This is a genomic window from Mycobacterium pinniadriaticum, from assembly GCF_026242045.1.
Taxonomy (GTDB): domain Bacteria; phylum Actinomycetota; class Actinomycetes; order Mycobacteriales; family Mycobacteriaceae; genus Mycobacterium; species Mycobacterium pinniadriaticum.
Genome location: NZ_JAPJDO010000002.1, coordinates 17882 through 37145, shown reverse-complemented (window position 1 = coordinate 37145; position 19264 = coordinate 17882). Strand labels below are relative to the sequence as shown.

21 protein-coding genes and 1 pseudogene are annotated in these 19264 nt (G+C 66.0%); 9 read left to right on the top strand and 13 right to left on the bottom strand.

The genetic code is table 11. The features are described 5' to 3' along the window. The first annotated feature begins 31 nt into the window (after positions 1–31). The 3 genes from ORI27_RS02375 to ORI27_RS02365 all read left to right on the top strand — a co-directional run bounded on the left by ORI27_RS02375 (position 32) and on the right by ORI27_RS02365 (position 2991). The gene (locus ORI27_RS02375; protein WP_265994909.1) at positions 32–1078 is read left to right on the top strand and encodes a ferredoxin reductase; all 1047 of its coding nucleotides are present in this window, start codon (positions 32–34) and stop codon (positions 1076–1078) included. A 16-nt stretch (positions 1079–1094) separates the two neighbouring features. After that, a complete protein-coding gene (locus ORI27_RS02370) occupies positions 1095–2192 on the top strand; it encodes a fatty acid desaturase family protein (RefSeq protein WP_265994908.1) in 1098 nt (365 codons plus the stop codon). 85 nt (positions 2193–2277) lie between these two features. Beyond that, positions 2278–2991, top strand: a complete 714-nt coding sequence (locus ORI27_RS02365) for a hypothetical protein (protein WP_265994906.1) — start codon at positions 2278–2280, stop codon at positions 2989–2991. A gap of 53 nt (positions 2992–3044) precedes the next feature. Here the strand turns inward: ORI27_RS02365 and ORI27_RS02360 are convergent, their stop codons facing one another. Continuing rightward, complete coding sequence (locus ORI27_RS02360) at positions 3045–3506, bottom strand: hypothetical protein (protein ID WP_265994905.1); 462 nt, start codon at positions 3504–3506, stop codon at positions 3045–3047. A 57-nt stretch (positions 3507–3563) separates the two neighbouring features. After that, the gene (locus tag ORI27_RS02355) at positions 3564–4922 is read right to left on the bottom strand and encodes an NlpC/P60 family protein (protein WP_265994904.1); all 1359 of its coding nucleotides are present in this window, start codon (positions 4920–4922) and stop codon (positions 3564–3566) included. Positions 4923–5160: 238 nt separating this feature from the next. On the opposite strand from ORI27_RS02355, the gene ORI27_RS02350 reads away from it, so the two are divergent. The 3 genes from ORI27_RS02350 (at position 5161) to ORI27_RS02340 (ending at position 7271) form a co-directional block, all read left to right on the top strand. Further along, positions 5161–5538 (top strand): BlaI/MecI/CopY family transcriptional regulator, encoded by a 378-nt coding sequence (locus tag ORI27_RS02350; RefSeq protein ID WP_265994902.1) that lies wholly within the window; start codon positions 5161–5163, stop codon positions 5536–5538. Further along, positions 5535–6452: a M56 family metallopeptidase gene (locus ORI27_RS02345; protein WP_265994901.1), complete on the top strand. Its 918-nt coding sequence runs from the start codon at positions 5535–5537 to the stop codon at positions 6450–6452. Before ORI27_RS02350 ends, ORI27_RS02345 begins: the two co-directional genes overlap by 4 nt. Positions 6453–6590: 138 nt before the next feature. Further along, positions 6591–7271 carry a DUF305 domain-containing protein gene (locus tag ORI27_RS02340; RefSeq protein ID WP_265994900.1) on the top strand — a complete coding sequence of 227 codons (681 nt, stop codon included), beginning with the start codon at positions 6591–6593 and terminating at the stop codon, positions 7269–7271. 18 nt (positions 7272–7289) lie between these two features. Here ORI27_RS02340 and ORI27_RS02335 read toward each other — a convergent pair whose 3' ends face one another. After that, the gene (locus tag ORI27_RS02335) at positions 7290–8420 is read right to left on the bottom strand and encodes a sensor histidine kinase (protein ID WP_265995237.1); all 1131 of its coding nucleotides are present in this window, start codon (positions 8418–8420) and stop codon (positions 7290–7292) included. Positions 8421–8440: 20 nt separating this feature from the next. Further along, positions 8441–9199 carry a response regulator transcription factor gene (locus ORI27_RS02330; protein ID WP_265994899.1) on the bottom strand — a complete coding sequence of 253 codons (759 nt, stop codon included), beginning with the start codon at positions 9197–9199 and terminating at the stop codon, positions 8441–8443. A 127-nt stretch (positions 9200–9326) separates the two neighbouring features. Between ORI27_RS02330 and ORI27_RS02325 the strand changes: the two genes are divergently transcribed. Both ORI27_RS02325 and ORI27_RS02320 read left to right on the top strand, forming a co-directional pair. After that, positions 9327–10844 (top strand): multicopper oxidase family protein, encoded by a 1518-nt coding sequence (locus ORI27_RS02325; protein ID WP_265994898.1) that lies wholly within the window; start codon positions 9327–9329, stop codon positions 10842–10844. A 35-nt stretch (positions 10845–10879) separates the two neighbouring features. Continuing rightward, complete coding sequence (locus ORI27_RS02320; protein WP_265994897.1) at positions 10880–11149, top strand: SHOCT domain-containing protein; 270 nt, start codon at positions 10880–10882, stop codon at positions 11147–11149. 42 nt (positions 11150–11191) lie between these two features. On the opposite strand, the gene upp is transcribed toward ORI27_RS02320, so the two are convergent. The 9 genes and pseudogenes from upp to ORI27_RS02275 form a co-directional block, all read right to left on the bottom strand. Then, complete coding sequence (gene upp / locus ORI27_RS02315; protein WP_265994896.1) at positions 11192–11821, bottom strand: uracil phosphoribosyltransferase; 630 nt, start codon at positions 11819–11821, stop codon at positions 11192–11194. Continuing rightward, entirely contained in the window at positions 11821–13062 is a 1242-nt protein-coding gene (locus ORI27_RS02310) for a URC4/urg3 family protein (RefSeq protein ID WP_265994895.1), read from the bottom strand. The genes upp and ORI27_RS02310 overlap by 1 nt, the downstream gene beginning before the upstream one ends. Further along, the gene (locus tag ORI27_RS02305) at positions 13062–14336 is read right to left on the bottom strand and encodes a GTP cyclohydrolase II (protein ID WP_265994894.1); all 1275 of its coding nucleotides are present in this window, start codon (positions 14334–14336) and stop codon (positions 13062–13064) included. The genes ORI27_RS02310 and ORI27_RS02305 overlap by 1 nt, the downstream gene beginning before the upstream one ends. A 68-nt stretch (positions 14337–14404) precedes the next feature. Further along, complete coding sequence (locus tag ORI27_RS02300) at positions 14405–14773, bottom strand: hypothetical protein (RefSeq protein WP_265994893.1); 369 nt, start codon at positions 14771–14773, stop codon at positions 14405–14407. 69 nt (positions 14774–14842) lie between these two features. After that, the gene (locus ORI27_RS02295; protein WP_265994892.1) at positions 14843–15715 is read right to left on the bottom strand and encodes an SAM-dependent methyltransferase; all 873 of its coding nucleotides are present in this window, start codon (positions 15713–15715) and stop codon (positions 14843–14845) included. Between the two features lie 17 nt (positions 15716–15732). After that, entirely contained in the window at positions 15733–16482 is a 750-nt protein-coding gene (locus ORI27_RS02290) for an ABC transporter permease (RefSeq protein WP_265994891.1), read from the bottom strand. Then, entirely contained in the window at positions 16482–17195 is a 714-nt protein-coding gene (locus ORI27_RS02285; protein WP_265995236.1) for a fluoroquinolone export ABC transporter permease subunit, read from the bottom strand. The genes ORI27_RS02290 and ORI27_RS02285 overlap by 1 nt, the downstream gene beginning before the upstream one ends. Further along, positions 17192–18064 carry an ABC transporter ATP-binding protein gene (locus ORI27_RS02280; RefSeq protein ID WP_265994890.1) on the bottom strand — a complete coding sequence of 291 codons (873 nt, stop codon included), beginning with the start codon at positions 18062–18064 and terminating at the stop codon, positions 17192–17194. Before ORI27_RS02280 ends, ORI27_RS02285 begins: the two co-directional genes overlap by 4 nt. Before the next feature lie 174 nt (positions 18065–18238). Beyond that, positions 18239–18737 (bottom strand): annotated as a pseudogene (locus tag ORI27_RS02275) (alcohol dehydrogenase catalytic domain-containing protein). Positions 18738–18802: 65 nt separating this feature from the next. On the opposite strand from ORI27_RS02275, the gene ORI27_RS02270 reads away from it, so the two are divergent. Beyond that, positions 18803–19258: a PPOX class F420-dependent oxidoreductase gene (locus ORI27_RS02270; protein ID WP_265994889.1), complete on the top strand. Its 456-nt coding sequence runs from the start codon at positions 18803–18805 to the stop codon at positions 19256–19258. The last annotated feature ends 6 nt before the right edge of the window (positions 19259–19264 follow it).

Sequence of the window (19264 nt, the reverse complement as noted above, 5' to 3'; positions counted from 1 at the left end):
GACGTGCAGTTTCACCAGTCACGGTGTACATATGTTCACTAAAACTCTGACCAAGAAGGTGCTTCGCTCGCCGCTGGTCGATCTGCTCACCGGTCCGCACGGCGTCGACCGCTACACCGAGTTGGTGGACCCGACCTGGACCACCGATGCACGGGCCAAGGTGGTCGACGTGCGCCGGACGACCCCGCGTAGCGTCACCCTGTTCCTCGCCCCCAATACGGCTGTCACCGGCTACCGCGCCGGCCAGCATCTGAATCTGACGGTGGAGATCGACGGCCGCCGCCACACCCGCTGTTATTCGCCTGCCAGCGCCGAGGGCAGCTCGCTCATCGAGCTCACGATCGGCCGTCACGACGGCGGTCTGGTGTCCAGCCACCTGTACCGGCACGCTCGCCCCGGCATGGTGGTCGGGCTGTCGGCACCGGCCGGCGACTTCGTGCTGCCCGACCGCAGGCCGCGGCGCATCCTGCTCGTCTCCGGCGGCAGCGGAATCACCCCGGTGATGTCGATGGTGCGCACCCTGCTGGCGGAGCACTTCGACGGCGAGATCGTCTTCGTCCACTACGCCCGCACCCCGCTCGAGGCGTGCTACCGAACCGAACTCACGGGAATGCCGATCCGGGTTCTGCACGGCTATACCCGCTCGCCCGGCGGCGAGCTCACCGGCCGGTTCGGAGCCGACCACCTGCGCAGCGCCATGGCCGATCCCGACGTCGTGTACGTCTGCGGGCCGCCCGCACTGGTCGAGGCGGTCCGGGAGCATTGCCCGAACGTGCTGTCGGAAAGCTTCGTTCCGACACGCTTCGTCGTCCCCGACGGCGCGTCGGGCGGGCGAATCACGTTCCGCGACAGCGGTATCAACACCGAAGACGACGGACGTCCCCTGCTCGACCAGGCTGAGGGCGCCGGACTGAACCCCACCAGCGGATGCCGGATGGGCATCTGCCACACCTGCACTCGCCGCAAGCATCGCGGCGCGGTACGCAACGTGACCACCGGCGCGATATCGACCGCCGACGAGGAGGACGTGCAGATCTGCGTGTCCGTGCCCGTTGGCGATGTCGAGATCGCGCTATGAGACGAAAGTGAAAACTATGATCCCCCAACACATCACACTGACACCCGAGCAGGCCGACGCGTTCGGCCGCGAGCTCGACGCCATCAAGGACCGGGTGACCGCCGACCTCGGGCAGGCCGACGTCGACTACATCCGCCGAGTCATCAAAACGCAGCGCGCCATGGAAATCAGTGGGCGCGCCCTGCTATTCGCGGGCATCATTCCGCCGGCCTGGCTGGCCGGCACCGCACTCCTGGCGGTCTCGAAGATCCTCGACAACATGGAGATCGGCCACAACGTCATGCACGGGCAGTACGAGTGGACCGGCGACCCGGCACTGGCCGGCCGCACCTTCGAATGGGACACCGCGTGCCCGGCCGATCAGTGGCGGCATTCGCACAACTTCTCCCACCACACCTTCACCAATATCGTGGGGATGGACCGCGACATCGGCTACGGCATCCTGCGGATGAGCCCCGATCAGCCGTGGCGGCCGTACTTTCTCGGCAACCCGGTGTACGCCGTCCTGCTCATGGTGCTGTTCCAATACGGTGTCGCGCTGCATGAACTGGAAACCGAACGCATCCGCTCCGGTGAGATTTCACTGACCGACAAGCGGGAGGTGCTGGCCGAGATCTGGCGCAAGACCCGCCGCCAGCTGCTCAAGGACTACGTCGCCTTCCCCGTGCTGGCCGGACCGTTCGCCCCGTTCGTGTTCACCGGAAACCTGACTGCCAATCTGATCCGCAACGTGTGGTCGTACGCGATCATCTTCTGCGGCCATTTCCCAGACGGCACTCTTGAATTCACCGTGGAGGAAACGCGCAACGAGTCGCGCGGCCAGTGGTACTTCCGGCAGATCCTCGGCTCGGCCAACCTGACCGGCGGCAAGCTCTTCCACCTGCTGTCGGGCAACCTGTCACACCAGATCGAGCACCACCTCTTCCCCGACGTGCCGGCGCGCCGGTATGCCGAGATGGCTCCCCAGGTTCGCGAGGTGTGCCAACGCTACGGCGTGCCGTACAACGCCGGTCCGCTGCCTAAGCAGTTCGCCACGGTGGTCCGCAAGATCGTCAAACTGGCACTGCCCGCCAGGCAGCGCCGCGACGCCGATGCACTGCCGAGCGCGGCCTGATCGCGTCGGTGTAGCCGATCTGGCACCCGAATGTTATGCACTGCTGCTCGCGCCGCGCGGGAACCTGATGTGACCATAGGCAGCAGTGACTACCAATGCGGAAAACCGAACCGACAGCCGCCTGGCTGCTCGATGCGCGGCGACGGCCTCCGTCGGCGCCGCGACGATCCACTTCGCGGTCGCACCGAGCCATTGGGGCGAGTGGTTGCCATCGGGGTTGTTCTTCGTCTCGATCGGCATCTTTCAACTGATCTGGGCATTCGTCGTCTGGATGCGGCCGACACCGTGGGTGCTCGTCACCGGGATTGCGGTCAATACGAGTTCCATCGCGTTGTGGGTCGTGTCCCGGACCGCGGGCGCGCCATTCGGCCCCTTCGCCGGGCAGGTTGAGGCTGTCCAGGCCGCCGGCATCTGTGTGCTACTGCTTCAGTGCTACATCGTCATGGGTTCAGCGTGGGCATGGTTTCGATGCTCTCGCGCGCACCACGTTTCGGGCTTGGTTCGGGCATTGGTGCTGCTGGGGGCCAACACCGTGATGGCAGCCGCCGTGACGACAGGCCTGGCGTCGGGCCTTCAAGGGCACGGCGACCATCACCACGGTCTCACCGAAGCGGAAGGCGAACACCCGGCCGTCCATGATGTGCCCACCGACGGCCATCACCACGATTCACCACCGCCGGCCGCACCGCAGGTTCAGGTGGTAACCCCACCGCCTAGCGAGGTGCCGCCCATCGAGGCCGGGCTCCCGCTGACGGAAATGGCGACCCATACCGACGGTCACCACCACGACGAAGGCTGATCTGGAATTACCGAGTTGGCCGACGGCGACCAGGAGTGCGCACGGCAAGCGGCTCAGTGGCCGTGATCGAAGAGCACCAATGTGTGAGCCAGCGAGCCATCAACGAAGTAGGCCCGGCAGTCGAAGTGGTCTCGGATCACGGAGCCGACCTCGTTGGGCGAGTTGACTACACCGGAGACGTTGAGCACGGTGATGCGGCTCCTTTCCACTCCTTTGAGCGGCTCGTCGAGGGTGAGCGGAAACAGGTCGCGGCCGTCTGTGTCGAGGGTGCTCGGGTCCGTGCGAACATCGGTGAGAGTAGCCGTTGACGGTGAGACCAGTCGCTTGAGCACATCGGCCGCGCAACGCTCCCGAGCCGACCGCTCAGCGGATGGCATGGCCTGGGAGCCGCCATTCAACCGGATCCCGCCGACCGTGATAGCGACGGCGACCGCGGCTGCGCCGCCCACGGTCAGGCACGCGGCAATGACCAGCCGGCGCCGAGACCGTCGAGACTCACTTTCCTGGCTGCCCATAATCGCTCTCGTACGTCATGCCCTGCCGTCGTCGCCGCATCAATGCCCCGCGAACGGTCAGTATTCGATCAGTCGGGTGACATACGGCATCATGCCACTGGTGCGCACGGGAGAGACCTTTACCGGCACACCTGTCTGCTGGGCTTCGAGCATCATGCCGTCGCCGAGGTACATCGCCTCATGTTGACTAGCGTTGGCTCCCCAGAAGATGAGATCACCGCGACGCATCTGTGCGGCGGGTATCTTGCGCCCGGCGTTGTATTGCGAGCCCGAATAGTGGGGTAGTTTGATCCCGACCCCGGCGAATGCGTAGAGCATCAGTCCGGAGCAGTCGAATCCCACTGTTCCGGAACCAGAATCAATCCCGCGGGTAGGACCGGAGGCACTACCTCCACCCCATGAGTACGGCACGCCGATCTGGGTCATCGCCCGGCGGATCACGTATTCGGAGGCTTCGCGGCCGTTGACGTAGGGAATGCGCCCGTTGGTGATTCCGGAGTCGGCTGCGGCTGCCGCGGGCCGAAGGATGCCCAACTGGGTGAGGAACTTTCGGCCGAGATCGGCCGTGAGCTGGGCGGAGGCGGCCGATATCTGTAGAAGCGAGTTGATGATCGCGATCGGGTCGCCGGTGACATTGGCGCTGGGTACAGCCGGCACGGTGGTGTCCCACCCGACATTGGTGTCGGCCAGATCCCAGTTAGCGTCCGCGGCGGACTTCCTGTGTGCGGCCTCCAACCGCGTGCGGGCCGAATCACGTTGAGCAACAAGAAGGGTAAGTTGATCACGTTGAGCGTCGAAGTCGCCTTGAGCGGCGGTCAACGTTGAGACTGCGGCATCGAGACTTCGCTGCGCCTCGCCGGCCGTCGCGTTCGCCTTGTCCTGAGCCGCGCGGGCTGATGACTCGCGGTTGGCGTGTTCGGTGCGGGCACGTTGCAGATCGATCTGCGCTTGTCTGAATGCCATCGCCAACGTTGTGCTCGCGCTGGTGGCCTCGATGACCTCTTGCGGGTTGGTGGCATCGATCAATGAACCGGACGGTCCGTTGACGTAAGAACTCACGGCTAGTGCGTCGAAACGTCGCTGAGCGGCGGCTATTGCGGCGGCCGTCTCGTCGAGGTTACGGCGGCTGGTGGCAGCATCCCGGAACGCCTCGGCGGCCTCCTCGCGTCGCGTGCTCACTTCCAGGAGTGCGCGGTTGACGTCTTCTTGTCGTCGCTGGATCTGCGCGCCGAGATCGGCGAGTTTCTGTTCGGCTTGACCTACTTTCGCGATCAGCGCGGAAACCTCGTCGACGCTGTCGGAGCTGGCATGGGTAGCCGTCACGGGGGCGGCGGTGCCCAGTAACAGCATCGACGTGGCGGCGCACGCCGCGGCCGCTCTGCCGACGGCGGTCAAGACTCTCGAGGATGGCCGCATCGCGCGCTCCTTTACCGCCGACGGCGCCGAAAGTGCGGGGCGCTGCTGGCGAGTTGGTCCGGTGACAAGCCGACCTCGGGAAACCGTGCCGACACATCTACGTAGTTGGTACGTATGTAGCCACACCGTATGTCACAATGGCCACATACGAAACAGCTGCCACTGACCTCGGTGGCAACAATTTGGTCACGACCGCCGCGCGTGCGTAGCTGTCGGATCCGGGTCGGCAGGAGGAGCGATGCAGCAGAGGGGATTTGGTGATCTCGAAGCTGTCGTCATGGATCGCATCTGGTCTCACCAGCGGCCGGTCACCGTACGAGAAATCTTTGACGAGTTGATCGACGATCGTCGCATCGCGTACACGACCGTCATGTCGACAATGGACAACCTGTACCGAAAGCAGTGGTTGGAGCGTGAACGGCTGGGTAAGGCGTACCAGTACTGGCCGACGATGACGCGAGAGGAACGATCAGCAAGGCTGATGCGTGCGGCTCTTGAATCGGGTGGAGACGGCGGTCTGGTCCTCACTCACTTCCTGCAGCAGATGAGCGCAGAAGAGGCTGCCCAACTGGCTGCGGCGCTGCGTCGAGTCGAGTCAGAATCGCGCTTGCGGTGAACGTCGCCGCGTGTCTGCTGGCCTACGCAGCGGTGCTGACGTGGATCTGCCCTCCGGTCCTGGAACGCGTGACATCTCACGGTGTTGCGCCGAGGTTGGGTCTAGCCGTCTGGCTCACCGCGATCGGCACCGCGCTGATTGCGTGGGTTGGCGCGCTGTGCGCAACGGCCCTGGCCGTGACGTCCAGCATCATCCGCGGGACCGTGGTGGATTACTGCCCCGAGTTATTCGGTTTTCCCGAGGTCGCGACGGATCCCGTCAAGCTCCTGGTCTCGCTGACGACCGCCTTGGCGCTGGTCGCCACCATGTGGGTGACGTGCCGAACCGTCGCCGGGATCTACCGTTTGCGGACGCACAGCGTTGAGCATGCTCGTGCCATCCGCATCGTCGGTACTGCGACCACTAGGCCCGATGTCGTGGTCATCGCCGACCGGCGCCCAGCCGCGTACTGTGTCGCAGGCCGCCCGCATGCCATCGTCGTAACCAGCGCAGCAGTCCACACTCTCGACCGCAGGCAACTCGCAGCGGTCCTCGCTCACGAAGACGCCCACATTCGAGGACGCCATCACCAGCTACTGATCGTGCTGCGTGCCGTGGCGGCCGCGCTCCCACGGCTGCCCCTGTTTGCCGCAGGGACATCCGCTGCGACGCGCCTCTTGGAGATGTGCGCCGACGATGTCGCTGTCCGCCTTTACGGCGCAGCACCGTTGGTGGAGAGCCTGGTGCGCCTGGCCGAACTTCGCGCGGCGCCCGCGCACCTCGGTGCCGCCGACACGGCGGTGACCGCGAGGGTCACCCGGCTTGCGCGGCTGGCCGGGCCCGCCCAGCAGTGGCGACATCGAACGGCGCTGACCGCGACCGTTGCGGTGACCGTGATGGCTCCGGCCACGGTCGCCCTCCTGTGCGCCCACTAGGGCGGCCCTCGCCGCCGGTGCGGACATCGTGAATCTGCGGCAGGCGAGCACGAATGGCGGTTCTTTATCGAATCTTCACAGAACCACCAGGAGAGCCCTACCAGCGCGGGGGAAAGTCATCAACGAAACGACTTGAGAATGACGAAAGGCTTTGTTGTGAACAGGATCAGGCCTCTGTTGACTGGAGCGGCGGCGGTGGCCGCGGCGGTCGCCATCGGTGCGTGTGGCAACTCTGCGACCGAGAACGCAGCCTCGTCGCCGGCACCCTCGTCCGCCCCGAGTTCCACCACGGCTGCATCATCGGCCGCGCACAACCAGGCCGACGTGATGTTCGCGCAGCATATGATTCCGCATCATCAGCAGGCGGTTCAGATGAGCGATGTGATTCTGGGCAAGCAGGGTATCGATCCACGAGTCGTCGATCTGGCCAAGCAGATCAAAGCGGCACAAGGCCCCGAGATCGAACAGATGCAGGGTTGGCTCAACCAGTGGGGCGTGCCGGCGATGAGCGGTATGCCGGGGATGGGCGATCACGGCGGTATGCCGGGGATGGGCGGCATGGGTGACATGGGCGACATGCCGGGGATGGACGGGATGATGTCCGCCGCCGACATGCAGGCCCTGCAGAACGCCCAGGGAGTGGCGGCCAGCAAGTTGTTCCTCACCCAGATGATCGAGCACCACCAAGGCGCGATCACCATGGCGCAGAACGAAATCAAGAACGGCCAATCGCAGGAAGCCGTCACCCTGGCCAAGTCGATCGCCAGCAGCCAGCAGCAGGAGATCGACACGATGAACCAGATCCTCGGCACGCTCTAGGAACGCCGTACGCGCCGGCTACGGCATGGTCGGGGCGACGTGTCCCTGATCGCTGCGCCGGGTGCCCGCTGACGCCTGGACCGGCAGCGACACCGTGAACGTCGTCCCCGTTCCCAACCCGCGGCTGGCCACAGTGATACGGCCGCCCTGGGCCTCGGTGAGCGCCTTGGCGATGGCGAGCCCGATACCGGAACCTCCCCGGCCACGGTCTCGGGCAGCGTCGACCCGGTAGAAGCGCTCAAAGACGTGCGGCAGATGCTGCGCCGCGATGCCCTCGCCGTCATCGCCGACCGAGAAGGCCACGTCCCTGCCCACCAGAACCGCGGTGAGGGTGACATGACCGCCGGCTGGCGTGTGTCGTAACGCGTTGTCGAGCAGATTGCTCAGCACCTGCGCGAGTCGTTGCCGATCTGCCCACAATCGGATGTCGGCCGAGGCGGAGAAATCCAGGCTGACGTTCTTGGCAGCGTAACGGTCGGCGACGGCGGCGCTGACCGTGGCGACCAACTCATCGGCCGTCACCCAGCCCGGTGTGATGGCGGCGTGGGCTTCTTCGGCCTGAGCCAGGGCAGCCACATCGGCCGAGAAACGCACCAGGCGACCGGTCTGTTCACGCAGCATCGCGATGGTCGGTGGGTCGAGGGACTTCACCCCATCCTCGACGGCCTCGAAGTAGGCCTCCAACACCGAGACCGGTGTGCGGATCTCATGGGCGAGATCACCGAACAGCTGACGTCGGGTGGATTCCACCGCCTGCAGCCGTTCGGCCATCTGATTGAAAGCCCGTGCCAGTTCATCGAACTCGTCGCCGAGGCGGGGCGGCGCCACGCGGATGTCATAGTGCCCCTCGGCGACCTCCGATGCCGCCGCCGACACCTCGGCGATCGAGCTCTGCAGACGCCGGCTCAGGTAAGCCGTCACGACAAGGGCGGTCAGCGCCGCCACCGTGATCGCGAACGCGACGGAGAGCGCGGTGGCGTACTGATAAGCCTGCTCGGCGTGAAACTGCTCGCTGGAGTCGTGGGCGACACCGGCCATGTGCAGGTGCTCCCGGAACAACGGTGGGCCCACGATGGATGCCACCACCCACGTAGTGGCGCCGCCGGCGACGAGCACCAACGTCTGGGCGAGCAGGAGCCGGCGCCGCATTCCGAAGCCGCGCAGCGCACTCACTGTCCGGTCCCCATCCGATACCCCACCCCGCGAACGGTGAACACAAATCTCGGGTCGGCCGGGTTGTCCGCGAGTTTCCGCCGCAGATGACCGACGTGGACGTCGACGAGATGGTCGTTGCCAACCCACGGTTCACCCCATACCGCCTCAATGAGCTGCCGGCGGCTCCACACCACACTCGGCCGTGAGGACAGTGCTGCGAGAATGTCGAATTCCGTGCGGGTCAGAGGGATTGGTTCTTCGTCCAGGAACACCTCGCGGCTTGCGACATTGATCGTCAGCGCACCGAACGCCCGCGGTGGTGTCTCGTCGGCGGCCCCGCGGTCGGCAGGCGGAACCTGCCTGCCGACCGCCCGGGGACGGCGCAGCATCGCCCGGATCCGGGCGACCAACTCGCGTGGGCTGAATGGCTTGGTCACATAGTCATCGGCTCCGACCGACAGCCCGACGATGGTGTCCACCTCGGTGTCGCGAGCGGTCAGCATGACCACGTAGGCATCGGAGAAGGTCCGGAGCTGCCGGCACACCTCCAGGCCGTCGATACCCGGCAGTCCAAGGTCCAGAACCACCACATCGGGGTCGACTTCTCGTGCGACGGCCAGCGCGTCGGAACCGGAATGACACAGGGTGACCTCGAACTGCTCGCGTTCCAGATAGCTGGCGACCACTTCGGCCAGCGGAACCTCGTCGTCGACCACGAGGGCTCGGTAGCCGGAGTCGACTCCGTCAGGCCCGGCACGCGATATGACATCCATGTTCTCATCGTGCCCGGTGGGGCGACCGCATCCGGGTCTTGAGCGAATCTTCATAGAACCAACACCCAATCGAAGGTGGGCACAGCGCAATGTTGGTGGACGTAACTCCTAGACGGCAGGATCGGTGATGAGTCGAGCGCGCCCGGCGGCAGCCATGACGCGGCGGGGGTTCCTGGCTGCCGGGGCCCTCGGTGCGGCCTTGGTGGCGTGTGGGCGTCCCGCCCCCGCCCCGAGTGCTCCCGGTGCGTCGGCGATCGCCGCCGCGGAAGCCGCTCGCCCCCACACCGGGACGACGGTCACTACCCGGCTGACACCGGGATCGGCCGACATCGATCTCGGTGGGACCAGGGCAGGCACCCTGGCCTTCAACGGGCAGGTCCCCGGTCCGCTGATCCGGGCGAATGTCGGCGACGAGATCGCGGTGACCGTCGACAACAATTTGAACCACCCGTCGTCGGTGCATTGGCACGGAATCGCACTACGCAACGACATGGATGGTGTGGCCCCGGCCACGCCCAACATCGCGCCCGCCGCGAGCTTCACCTACCGATTCAGCTCGCCGTATCCGGGCACGTACTGGGCACATCCGCACACCGGCCTGGACACCGACTACGGCCTGTATCTACCGGTCGTCATCGACGATCCTGCCGAGCCGGGTCGCTACGATGCCGAGTGGATCGTGATGCTCGACGACTGGACCTCCGGAGTCGGCAGCAGCCCCGAGCAGATCTTCGAGGGTCTGCGGTCGGGGGGCATGGGCGGCATGGGTTCCATGCATGGGATGCCCGGCATGGGGGGTATGGGTCCGATGCCCGGGATGGGCGGTGTGGGGACAAGTGACCTGCTCGGAGGCGACGCCGGCGACGTCAACTACCCCTACTACCTGATCAACGGGCGTATCCCTGCCGCGCCGACTACGTTCACCGCGAAACCGGGGCAACGCATCCGGATCCGGATCATCAACGCCGGCGCCGACACGGCGTTCCGGGTCGCGCTGGCCGGACACCGGATGACGGTCACCCACACCGACGGCTTTCCGGTGATACCCACCGAAGTCGATGCCGTCCTGCTCGGTATGGGAGAACGCTACGACGTCGTCGTGACCGCCGGGGACGGAGTGTTCCCATTGGTTGCCTCAGCCGAAGGCAAGAACGCGGTGGCCCGCGCCCTGTTGTCCACTGCGGCCGGAAGCGGTCCGGGTGCCGACTACCGGCCGCCCGAACTGTCCGGACGTATCGGAACGGTCGACACCGTCACCGCGACACCCGAAGTTCAGCTCCCAGCCGGCAGCGACCTCGCTCTGGAAGCGCGATTGTCGGGCACGATGATGCACTACGACTGGATGATCAACGGCCGCCCATACGATCACACCGTGCCCTTGACCATCGATCGGGGCCAGCGCGCAACCTTGACCTTCGCCAACCAAACCATGATGTGGCATCCCATGCACTTGCACGGCCACACCTTCCAGGTGCTGAAAGCCGACGGAAGCGCAGGTCCGCGCAAGGACACCGTCATCGTCAAACCGATGCAGACCGTCGCGGTCAATCTCGTCGCCGACAACCCCGGCATATGGATGCTGCACTGCCACAACGGATATCACATGGATGCCGGAATGATGACAACCCTCGACTACGTCGGTTGAGGCGGAGTCGACCAACAAGAGGAAGGAGGAGTCCCGTGATGTTCTGGTACGACCACAACATGGGGGGCTGGGGCTACGCAGGCATGGCTATCGGAATGGTGTTGTTCTGGATCCTCATCATCGTCGGGATCATCGCGTTGGTCCGGTTCACCAGCGGTACCTCCCCGGCCCCCGAAGCTCCCCAAGTGCTGCCGTACGGGGAGACCCCCGAACAGGTCCTGGCGGCCCGATTCGCCCGCGGTGAGATCGACGAGGCCGAATACCAGCATCGCCTGGGTGTCCTGCGGTCGCACTCCCGGCAGTGATCCCCGCCGCTCGTACGACCTGAAAGCTGAACGGCAGCAGTTTTACTTGGTGCCGAACAGCCGATCACCGGCATCGCCCAGGCCCGGGACGATATAGCCGCGCTCATCGAGGCCGCGGTCGACGGCAGCGGTGAAGATCGGCACCTCCGGATGGGCGTCGTGCAATGCGGCGGTGCCCTCCGGGCAGGTGAGCAGGCAGACGAATTTGATGGACCGGGGCCGGAACTCCTTGAGTCTGTCGACCGCGGCCACCGCCGAGTTGCCGGTGGCCAGCATCGGGTCGACGACCACCACCTCCCGCTCATGCAGGTCATTCGGCATCTTGAAGTAGTACTCCACGGCAACAAGGGTTTTCGGGTCACGATACAAGCCGATGTGTCCGATTCGGGCGCCCGGGACGACGGTCAGCATCCCGTCGAGAATCCCGGTTCCGGCTCGCAGTATCGAGACGAACACCAGCTTCTTACCGTCGATGACAGCCCCTCTGGTCGCTTCCAGCGGGGTGCGCACCTCGATCTCGTGCGTCGGCGTGTCGCGCAGCACCTCATAGGCCAACAGCGTGGACATCTCGTTGGCCAGGCGCCGAAACGAATTGGTGGAGGTTTCCTTCCGCCGCATCAGGGTCAGCTTGTGCTGTACCAGCGGGTGGTCGACGATGTGGACGTCACGCATCAGAACACCGTGCCGTCGCTGACGATGGCCAGCGGGGGCAGCCCCTCGCGCAGCCGCTGAGCGAGCCGCCGGCCGGCCGCCCAGGTGCCACCCTCCAGCACCCGTGCCAGCGGCAGCGTCTCAGCGTCCACCCCGAGCTGTTCGCGCACGACAGGGGTCAGCTCGTCGAGCAGCGCGACCGTGAGTGCGCGCCACTCGACGACCAATTCATCGGCCGCCGTGAAGCTTCGGTCAGCCAATCGGGGATCGTGAAGACGCAGAACCCCGGTATCCAGCAACAGGCCGCCGTTCCGGTACTCCGGCAGCCCGGTCAAATCGTCGAGATCGGTCACCGCCACGCCGGCCCACCCGAACGGTTCGAGCAGGGAGTAGGTGAGCCACTGTGAGAGTTTGTGAAACGGCATCCAGCCCGCGGTCAGGCCGGGGCCGTCCAGCGCCCGGTGGCGCCAGCAATCGCCGACCGCTTGGTCGTCGATCATGTTGCCGCCAGGCCAGATCGAGGCGAGCGAGGTCAGGATCACGGTGAGGATGTCGTGCGCCCGCACCGATTCGCACCCAGGTGCGGGTACCGCGTCGAGCAATCCGCCCGGCCGGCCGTCGGTACCGAAGACCTCCGGTGCGCTGGCCAGCGCGGCGCCCAGTCGGCGAAGGACGGCGACCCGGCCATCCACCCCGACCAGCGGGTTGGCGGCATCGGACTGAAACGCCTCGGCGAGCCGTCGCTCGGTCAGGCCGGCCAGTCCGGCCGCGTCGACGCGCAGCGGGTCGTCGGGGTCCGAGGAGAACACACCAGCGGTAAAGGCGTGAAAACTGGCTACCCCCAACCCCTCCGACCGGTTCAATCGCAGACCGGTATCCGGTTCGAGGTACGACCAGGTCGGGCCGGCGCCGGCGTCGAGCAGCACGCTGACCACGGTGAGATCGATCATGGCCCGGGCCGGGACGTCGACACCGGTCAGCAGCCGATCCAACTCAGCCTTGCGATCCACCCCGCCGGCCTCGAAATGGCGCCATCGGCTGTGAAACGGGATCTGCAGATCCGGATAACTGTCCCGGGTGACCTCAGCGACCAACGCGGCTGCCGAGGCGAGCTGGTCGTCATGCACGGTGAACCATGGTGACTCACCGGCGCGGGCACGTTCGGTCAACAGCCGGGCGCGCTCGCGCACCGCACGAGTGCTGCGCAAGGCGGCAGCGGCACCCGCCGGGGTGTCCACGTCGACATCGACGGCCGACCTCATCAGCCGCTCAACTCCCGGCCCTTGGCCTTCTTCAGTTCGGCGGCATCGGGCACCGGGCCGGGAGTGAAATAGCCCGCGGCCATCTTGGCGTCGATCTCCACCCGGGCATCGGGCGGGATCAGCTCGTCGGGAATGTTGACCCGTTCACCCACATCGATCCCCGAGCCGACGATGGCGTCGTACTTCATATTGCTCATCGACACCAGGCGGTGGATCTTGCGAATACCCAACCAGTGCAGAACATCTGGCATCAGTTCCTGGAAGCGCATGTCCTGAACCCCGGCAACGCATTCGGTCCGGGCGAAGTACGCCTCGGCGGTGTCCCCGCCCTGCTGACGCTTGCGCGCGTTGTAGACCAGGAACTTGGTCACCTCGCCGAGCGCACGGCCCTCCTTGCGGGAGTACGCGACCAGACCGACCCCGCCGCGCTGCGCTCCGAGGATGCATTCCTCGATCGCGTGCGTCAGATATGGCCGGCAGGTGCAGATATCGGAACCGAACACATCGGAGCCGTTGCACTCGTCGTGCACCCGGGCGGTCAGCTCGACGGTGGGGTCGGCGAGATCGCGCGCGGCACCGAAGATGTAGAGCGTCTGTCCACCGATGGGCGGAAGAAAGACCTCTAAATCGGAGCGGGTGACCAGTTCGGGATACATCCCACCGGTCTCCTCGAACAACACCCGCCGCAGCTGGGATTCACTGCAACCGAACCGTTCCGCGACGCCCGGCAGGTACCAGACCGGTTCGATCGCCGCCTTGGTCACCAGCGCCGCGCCGCCGGGCAGCAGAGTCCTGCCGTCGGGAACCAGTCGGCCCTTGTCGATCGCGTCGGCGATCTCCGGGAGGATCACGTGCGCCTTGGTGACCGCGATGGTTGGGCGGATGTCCTGGCCGGCGACCAACTCGTCGGCGAACGCGTCGGCGACCATGGCGCCCCACGGGTCCAGGCTGACGATCGCCTCCGGTCGGCTCCACTGGGGGTACGGCCCGATGGTGTCGGTGGGGGCGGTGTTGGTCAGGTCGGCACGGTGCTCCCGGGACAGCGCGCCGGACGCGACCGCGAGTGCGCGATACACGCTGTAGGAGCCGCTGTGCGTTCCGATGACATTGCGGTGGCTGCGGGTGCTGGTGGTGCCGATCAACGGTCCGCGTTCGCCGGCCGTGGCCGCGCCCCACCTGATCGCCGGTGCGTCATCGGCGCCGTGGTGCGAGGTCAGCCGGATATGGCCGGGCGAGCCTTTCGGCGCGGCCGGTGACGGCGCTTCGGCGGACATGTCGCTCCTCTGTTCAGGAGATCCCGCGGATCGGCTGGCCGCCGAGCGCAGGAAAGGAGCCAGCATAGTCACTTTGCGCGGCGCGCGCCGTCCTGAACTGCGACGGCGACGTGAACAGCTGGGTGGTCACATTCCGAGGCGGCCGGCCTGCACGGCGCTGACGGCGGCAGGGGGCCGTCCACCGCTACCCGGGGCGCCGCCTGGCGCCCGAACAGGTACAGCAGTAGTTCGCCGGGCGGACCGCTGAGTTCGGCAACCGGGTCACCCGCCCGGACGGTGATCCGGTATCGGGTGCCTGCCCAGACGATGGCGAGCCCGACTCCGCGCACCCGGCGGCTCAGATAGCCGCTGCCGCGCTGGACGTTTCGCCACAGCGCGCAGAAGAAGGTGGGCGGCCAGGTGGTGGGTCGTTCACCCGTCGAGCAGGGTGTGGGCATGCGGGCCGAGGCGATCGAAGAGGTCGCACAACGCGGCGCGCTCCTGGGCATCGAACGGCGGATCGGCGGTCATCGGGGCGCCCGCTCGGCAGAGACGGCGCGTTCGATCTCCGACACCGCGAGGTCTCTGCCGGCCGGGACGAGGTAGCGGGCCGCGTACTCGGCGGGACCGACCTGTTCGACCTCCCGCCAGCCGTACTCGGCGAGAAAGGATCCCACTGCGGTGGGGCGGAGGCCGAAGCGCCACAGCGGGCTCTTGACGACGAATTGTTCCCGGGCGCCCTCGGCGCCGTAGGTGTGCTGGCCGGTCAGGAAGTCCTCGCGGACATAGGTGAATGCGAGGACGCTGCCAGGTGCCGCCTGTGCAAGGTACGCAAGAGTCCGGCGCACGGCAGACTCGGTCAGATACTGGGTGACTGCCTCCCATACGTAGAACGTGCGCCGGTGCGGGCCGAATCCGGCGCGACCCAGAACCTCGGTGAGGTCGTCGGTCTCGAAGTCGACCGGCACGAGGGTCATGTTGGGCGGAGTTCGGCCGAATGCGCGGTGCAAGGCGGCGGTCTTACGCATGGTGTTGGCGGGCAGATCGACCTCGCACACTCCGATGTCGGCCAACTCCGGCAGCCGGACCGCGCGGGTGTCGTAGCCGGCGCCCAGAATGACAACGGCGTCAATGTCATTGACGAGCGCGGCACGCAGTTGGTCATCGATATAGCGCTTGCGGCACAGGAAACTCGACCACCCGCCACTGATCTTCTTGTTCGTCGCCGACTTCAGTGCGGTGCGCACCGGTGACCAGCGGGTCAGTGCCGCCGTGAACCGGCCGGCGGTCGGCAACAGCTGCGCCGCCCAGGGGTCGTGCATCAGGGGCTCCGGTTCGTGCTGGTCGGCGGCCACGACGATCATCGGGCCGAGCGCGGTCTGTGCGGCGGGATTGGCCATGTCTGCTCCCGACGGTGTCAGGTGTTCTTTGCCGCGAAGCGCCGAAACAACGGCCACGCGATCGCCAGGTTGTAGCCGACGCCGACCACCAGGTAGGGCCACCAGGTGTCGTGGCTGCTCGCGAGCCAGAAGGACTTCGCGGCCCAGTAGGGCGGCAGCACGCCGAACAGCATGGCCCAATCGGAGTGGATGAACCACGGCAGGCAGGGCAGACCGGCGATGAGCATGCCGAGCCCGCGCAGTGCCGCGAGGCCTTGAATCTTGTTGTCCGCCATCGCGAGGATCAACAACATCGTCACGACCGCCGACAGCCCGGCCAGCAGCCCGATCGGAATCAGTGCCGGCCCCACGCCGGGCGCCAGTATTCCGCTGAACGACAACGTCCCCACGACATATGCGGTCGTCACCGCGGTGACCGTGGTGGCACGGTAGGCGAAGAATCCGCTCAAGGGCATCGGGGTCACCCGCAGAGCGACCAAGGTGCCGGCGTCGATCTCGTCGAGCACCAGGAAAGCCGCCAGTCCGCCGACGACGGCGATGCTGGTCAGGAGCAGGAAAGCGGTCAGGATGAGCGGGTAGTACGGCACCAGGTCAAAGGTGTGCCGTCGCGCCAGCATGTCGGTGAACCGTGGTGTGAGCACCGCGACGGCGGTGGTCCAGATGACCGGGGCGACAACGATCATGACCAGCAGCGGTTCGCGATAGGTGCCCCGAATGTCATTGCGGCCCAGAGCGCTGAGGGTGCGGATCCTCATCGCGATCGTCATCACATTCCACCCGACTGTGCGATCACATACCGGGTGAACATGATCCCGGCCACCCGGTACAGGGCGATCACCCACAGCAGCGGGTAGACGGCGGCGTAGGCGACCTGCCACGGCGAGAGCGGGATCTGGTCGAAGGCAGCGCCGAACAACAGCAGGGGACCCTGTGTGGGAACGAGGTATGCCAGCGTGCTGGTCCACACCCCGGACAGATACAGGGCCGGGGGTGCGGTGAATACCATCAACGGAATCACCGCTGCCAGAAACCAATCACTGACCGAGGCGAACGGCAGCGAGGTCATGAAACCGATCAGGAGCATCAGAACGGTTCCCACTGTCGTGCCCACAACCAGCGGCAGGAGGTGATAGGCGAATCCGTCGCTGATGGTCGCGACAATCAACGCCACGGACAGCGAGATGACGATCAAGGGAATCATTTTGGCGGCCAGATACTCGCGGAACCGCAGTGGGGTCGCGATGATCGCACCGAGAGTGCGTTCCTGTTTCTCGAAAAACACGGTTCCCGCGACGAAGAAAAAGCCGATCACGCAGATGTCCCCCAACAGGATGTAGGGCTCGGCAACCGGACGCAGACCGCGCGACAACGGCAGCAGAACAGCCAGCCAGATCAGCCCGGAGAACACCGCGGCGTGCAGGAACCGTTGCCTGACTTGGAGTATCAGTTCCAGGCGCAACGCATTCGCGAACCGCATCAGGCCAGCCTCCTGCCGGTGATCTCAACGAACACGTCGTCAAGGCTGGCTTCTCGGCTGTGAATGGTCTCGACGGTGCGCTCTCGCAGCACCGCATGGAACGCTGGGTCGTCGGCCAGGCTGTCCATCGGAAAGTCTTCGCTTTCCAGGGCACCGCGGTCATCGCGGTAGGCCACGCGCACCAGCCGCTGGCTGCGGGCGATCTTCAGCTCGGCCGGCGCGCCGAGCGCGGCGATCTGCCCGTCCACGACGAAGGCGACCCGGTCACACAGTTCATCGGCGGTCGCCATGTCGTGTGTGGTCAGGAAGACGGTGCGCCCCATCGATTTCCGTTCCAGGATCATCTGCTTGATGGTGCGCGCGTTGACCGGATCGAGCCCCGAGGTGGGTTCGTCGAGGAACAACAGTTCGGGGTCGTTGAGGAGTGCTCGCGCGAACGTCAGGCGCATCTGCATTCCCTTGGAGTACTTGCCCACTCGGACGTCGGCGACATCGCCCAGGCCGACTGCGTCGAGTAGTTCGCGCGGATCTAGCGTCGCGACGCTGTACAGCGATGCGAAGAATTGAAGATTCTCCAGGCCGGTGAGCTTCTGGTAGTGGTTCGGTAATTCGAACGAAACACCGATGCGTTCGTGATAGTCGGGCCCCCACGCCACGGGGTCCCGGCCCCACACCGACACCTCGCCACCGTGACCGCGCAGCAAGCCGATCAGCAACTTCTGGGTGGTGGATTTGCCGGCTCCGCTGGGGCCGAGGAAACCGAGGATTTCGCCGCGGCCGACGGTGAAGTCGATTCCCCGAATAGCCGGATCGGCAGTCTTCGGATAGCTGTAGGTGAGCCCACGCACGTCGATGACATCGAGATCGCGCATCCCCGACTCGCACCCCTTTCATGGGTGAGCGCGGTGCGCCGGTCGGGCCGTCACCGCACAACAACGGATAACAATTCCGACCAGACTTCCCGGAGCCGACTCAGAACCCTACTTGAGTTTCGAAGATCCGTGAAGGGCAACGCATGTCAGTTCTGGTCGGCTGGCTCCGTCGGGCTAGGGCCGCACCAGCACCCGGATCGGGTTGCCCTCGGCGTGGTCGAGGATGCGGAGGCCGTCCGCGATGTCCTCGAGCGGGATGATCTGGCTGATCGAGCGGGACAGATCCAGTCGGCCGCGGGACACCAACTGGGCCAGCGCTTCGATGTCGGTGACCGAGCACCTGCCGTTGCATCAGGCCGAACATCGACGTCGGTCCCACCGACGGGGACTCGGCGCTCATACCGACCCCGATCAGGCGCCCGCCGACGCCCTCGGCCCATCCCGTGACGCCGGGCCCGAGTTTGGCGATGGTGCCGGATGCTTCGTGCCGCTGGGTGACCACCGGGCGCTGGGCCGGGAACGTGCCGTTGATCAGGCTCAGGTCGGAATGGCAGATACCGCAGATCGCGACCTTGACCAGGACCTCACCCTCGCCCGGACCGGGGATCGGAACATCCTCCAGCTCAACGGTTTTGGTGTCCGCGTAGAAGCGCTCGGCACGCATGGTGGCCATCGGTCCTCCTGACGTCAGTCACAAACGTACGCCTGGGCTCTGTCCGCGGTGGATACAGTGGCGACATGTCGCCCAGGTTCGCCACAGCCGACGCCGTTGACCATGCCGGGTTGCTGGATTTCGTCCGGCCCCGGCACCACATGGTGCTCACCACCTTCCGCGCGGACGGCACGCTGCAGAGTTCACCGGTCACCGGCGGGGTGGACGAGCACGGGCGGCTGGTGATCGCCAGCTATCCGCGCCGGGCCAAATCGGTGAACATCCGCCGCGGCGGGCGGGCCAGTGTCGTGGTGCTGTCCGACGAATTCGACGGGCCTTACGTACAGATCGACGGTCCCGCCGAGGTGATCGACCTGCCCGACGCCGTCGAACCATTGGTCGATTACTTCCGTGCCGTGGCCGGTGAGCACCCGGACTGGGCCGAGTACCGAGAGGCCATGGTCAATCAGGGCAAGTGCCTGATCAGGGTCACGCCGGCAGTCTGGGGCCCGGTGGCGACCGGCGGGTTCCCGCCGACGTGACCTGGC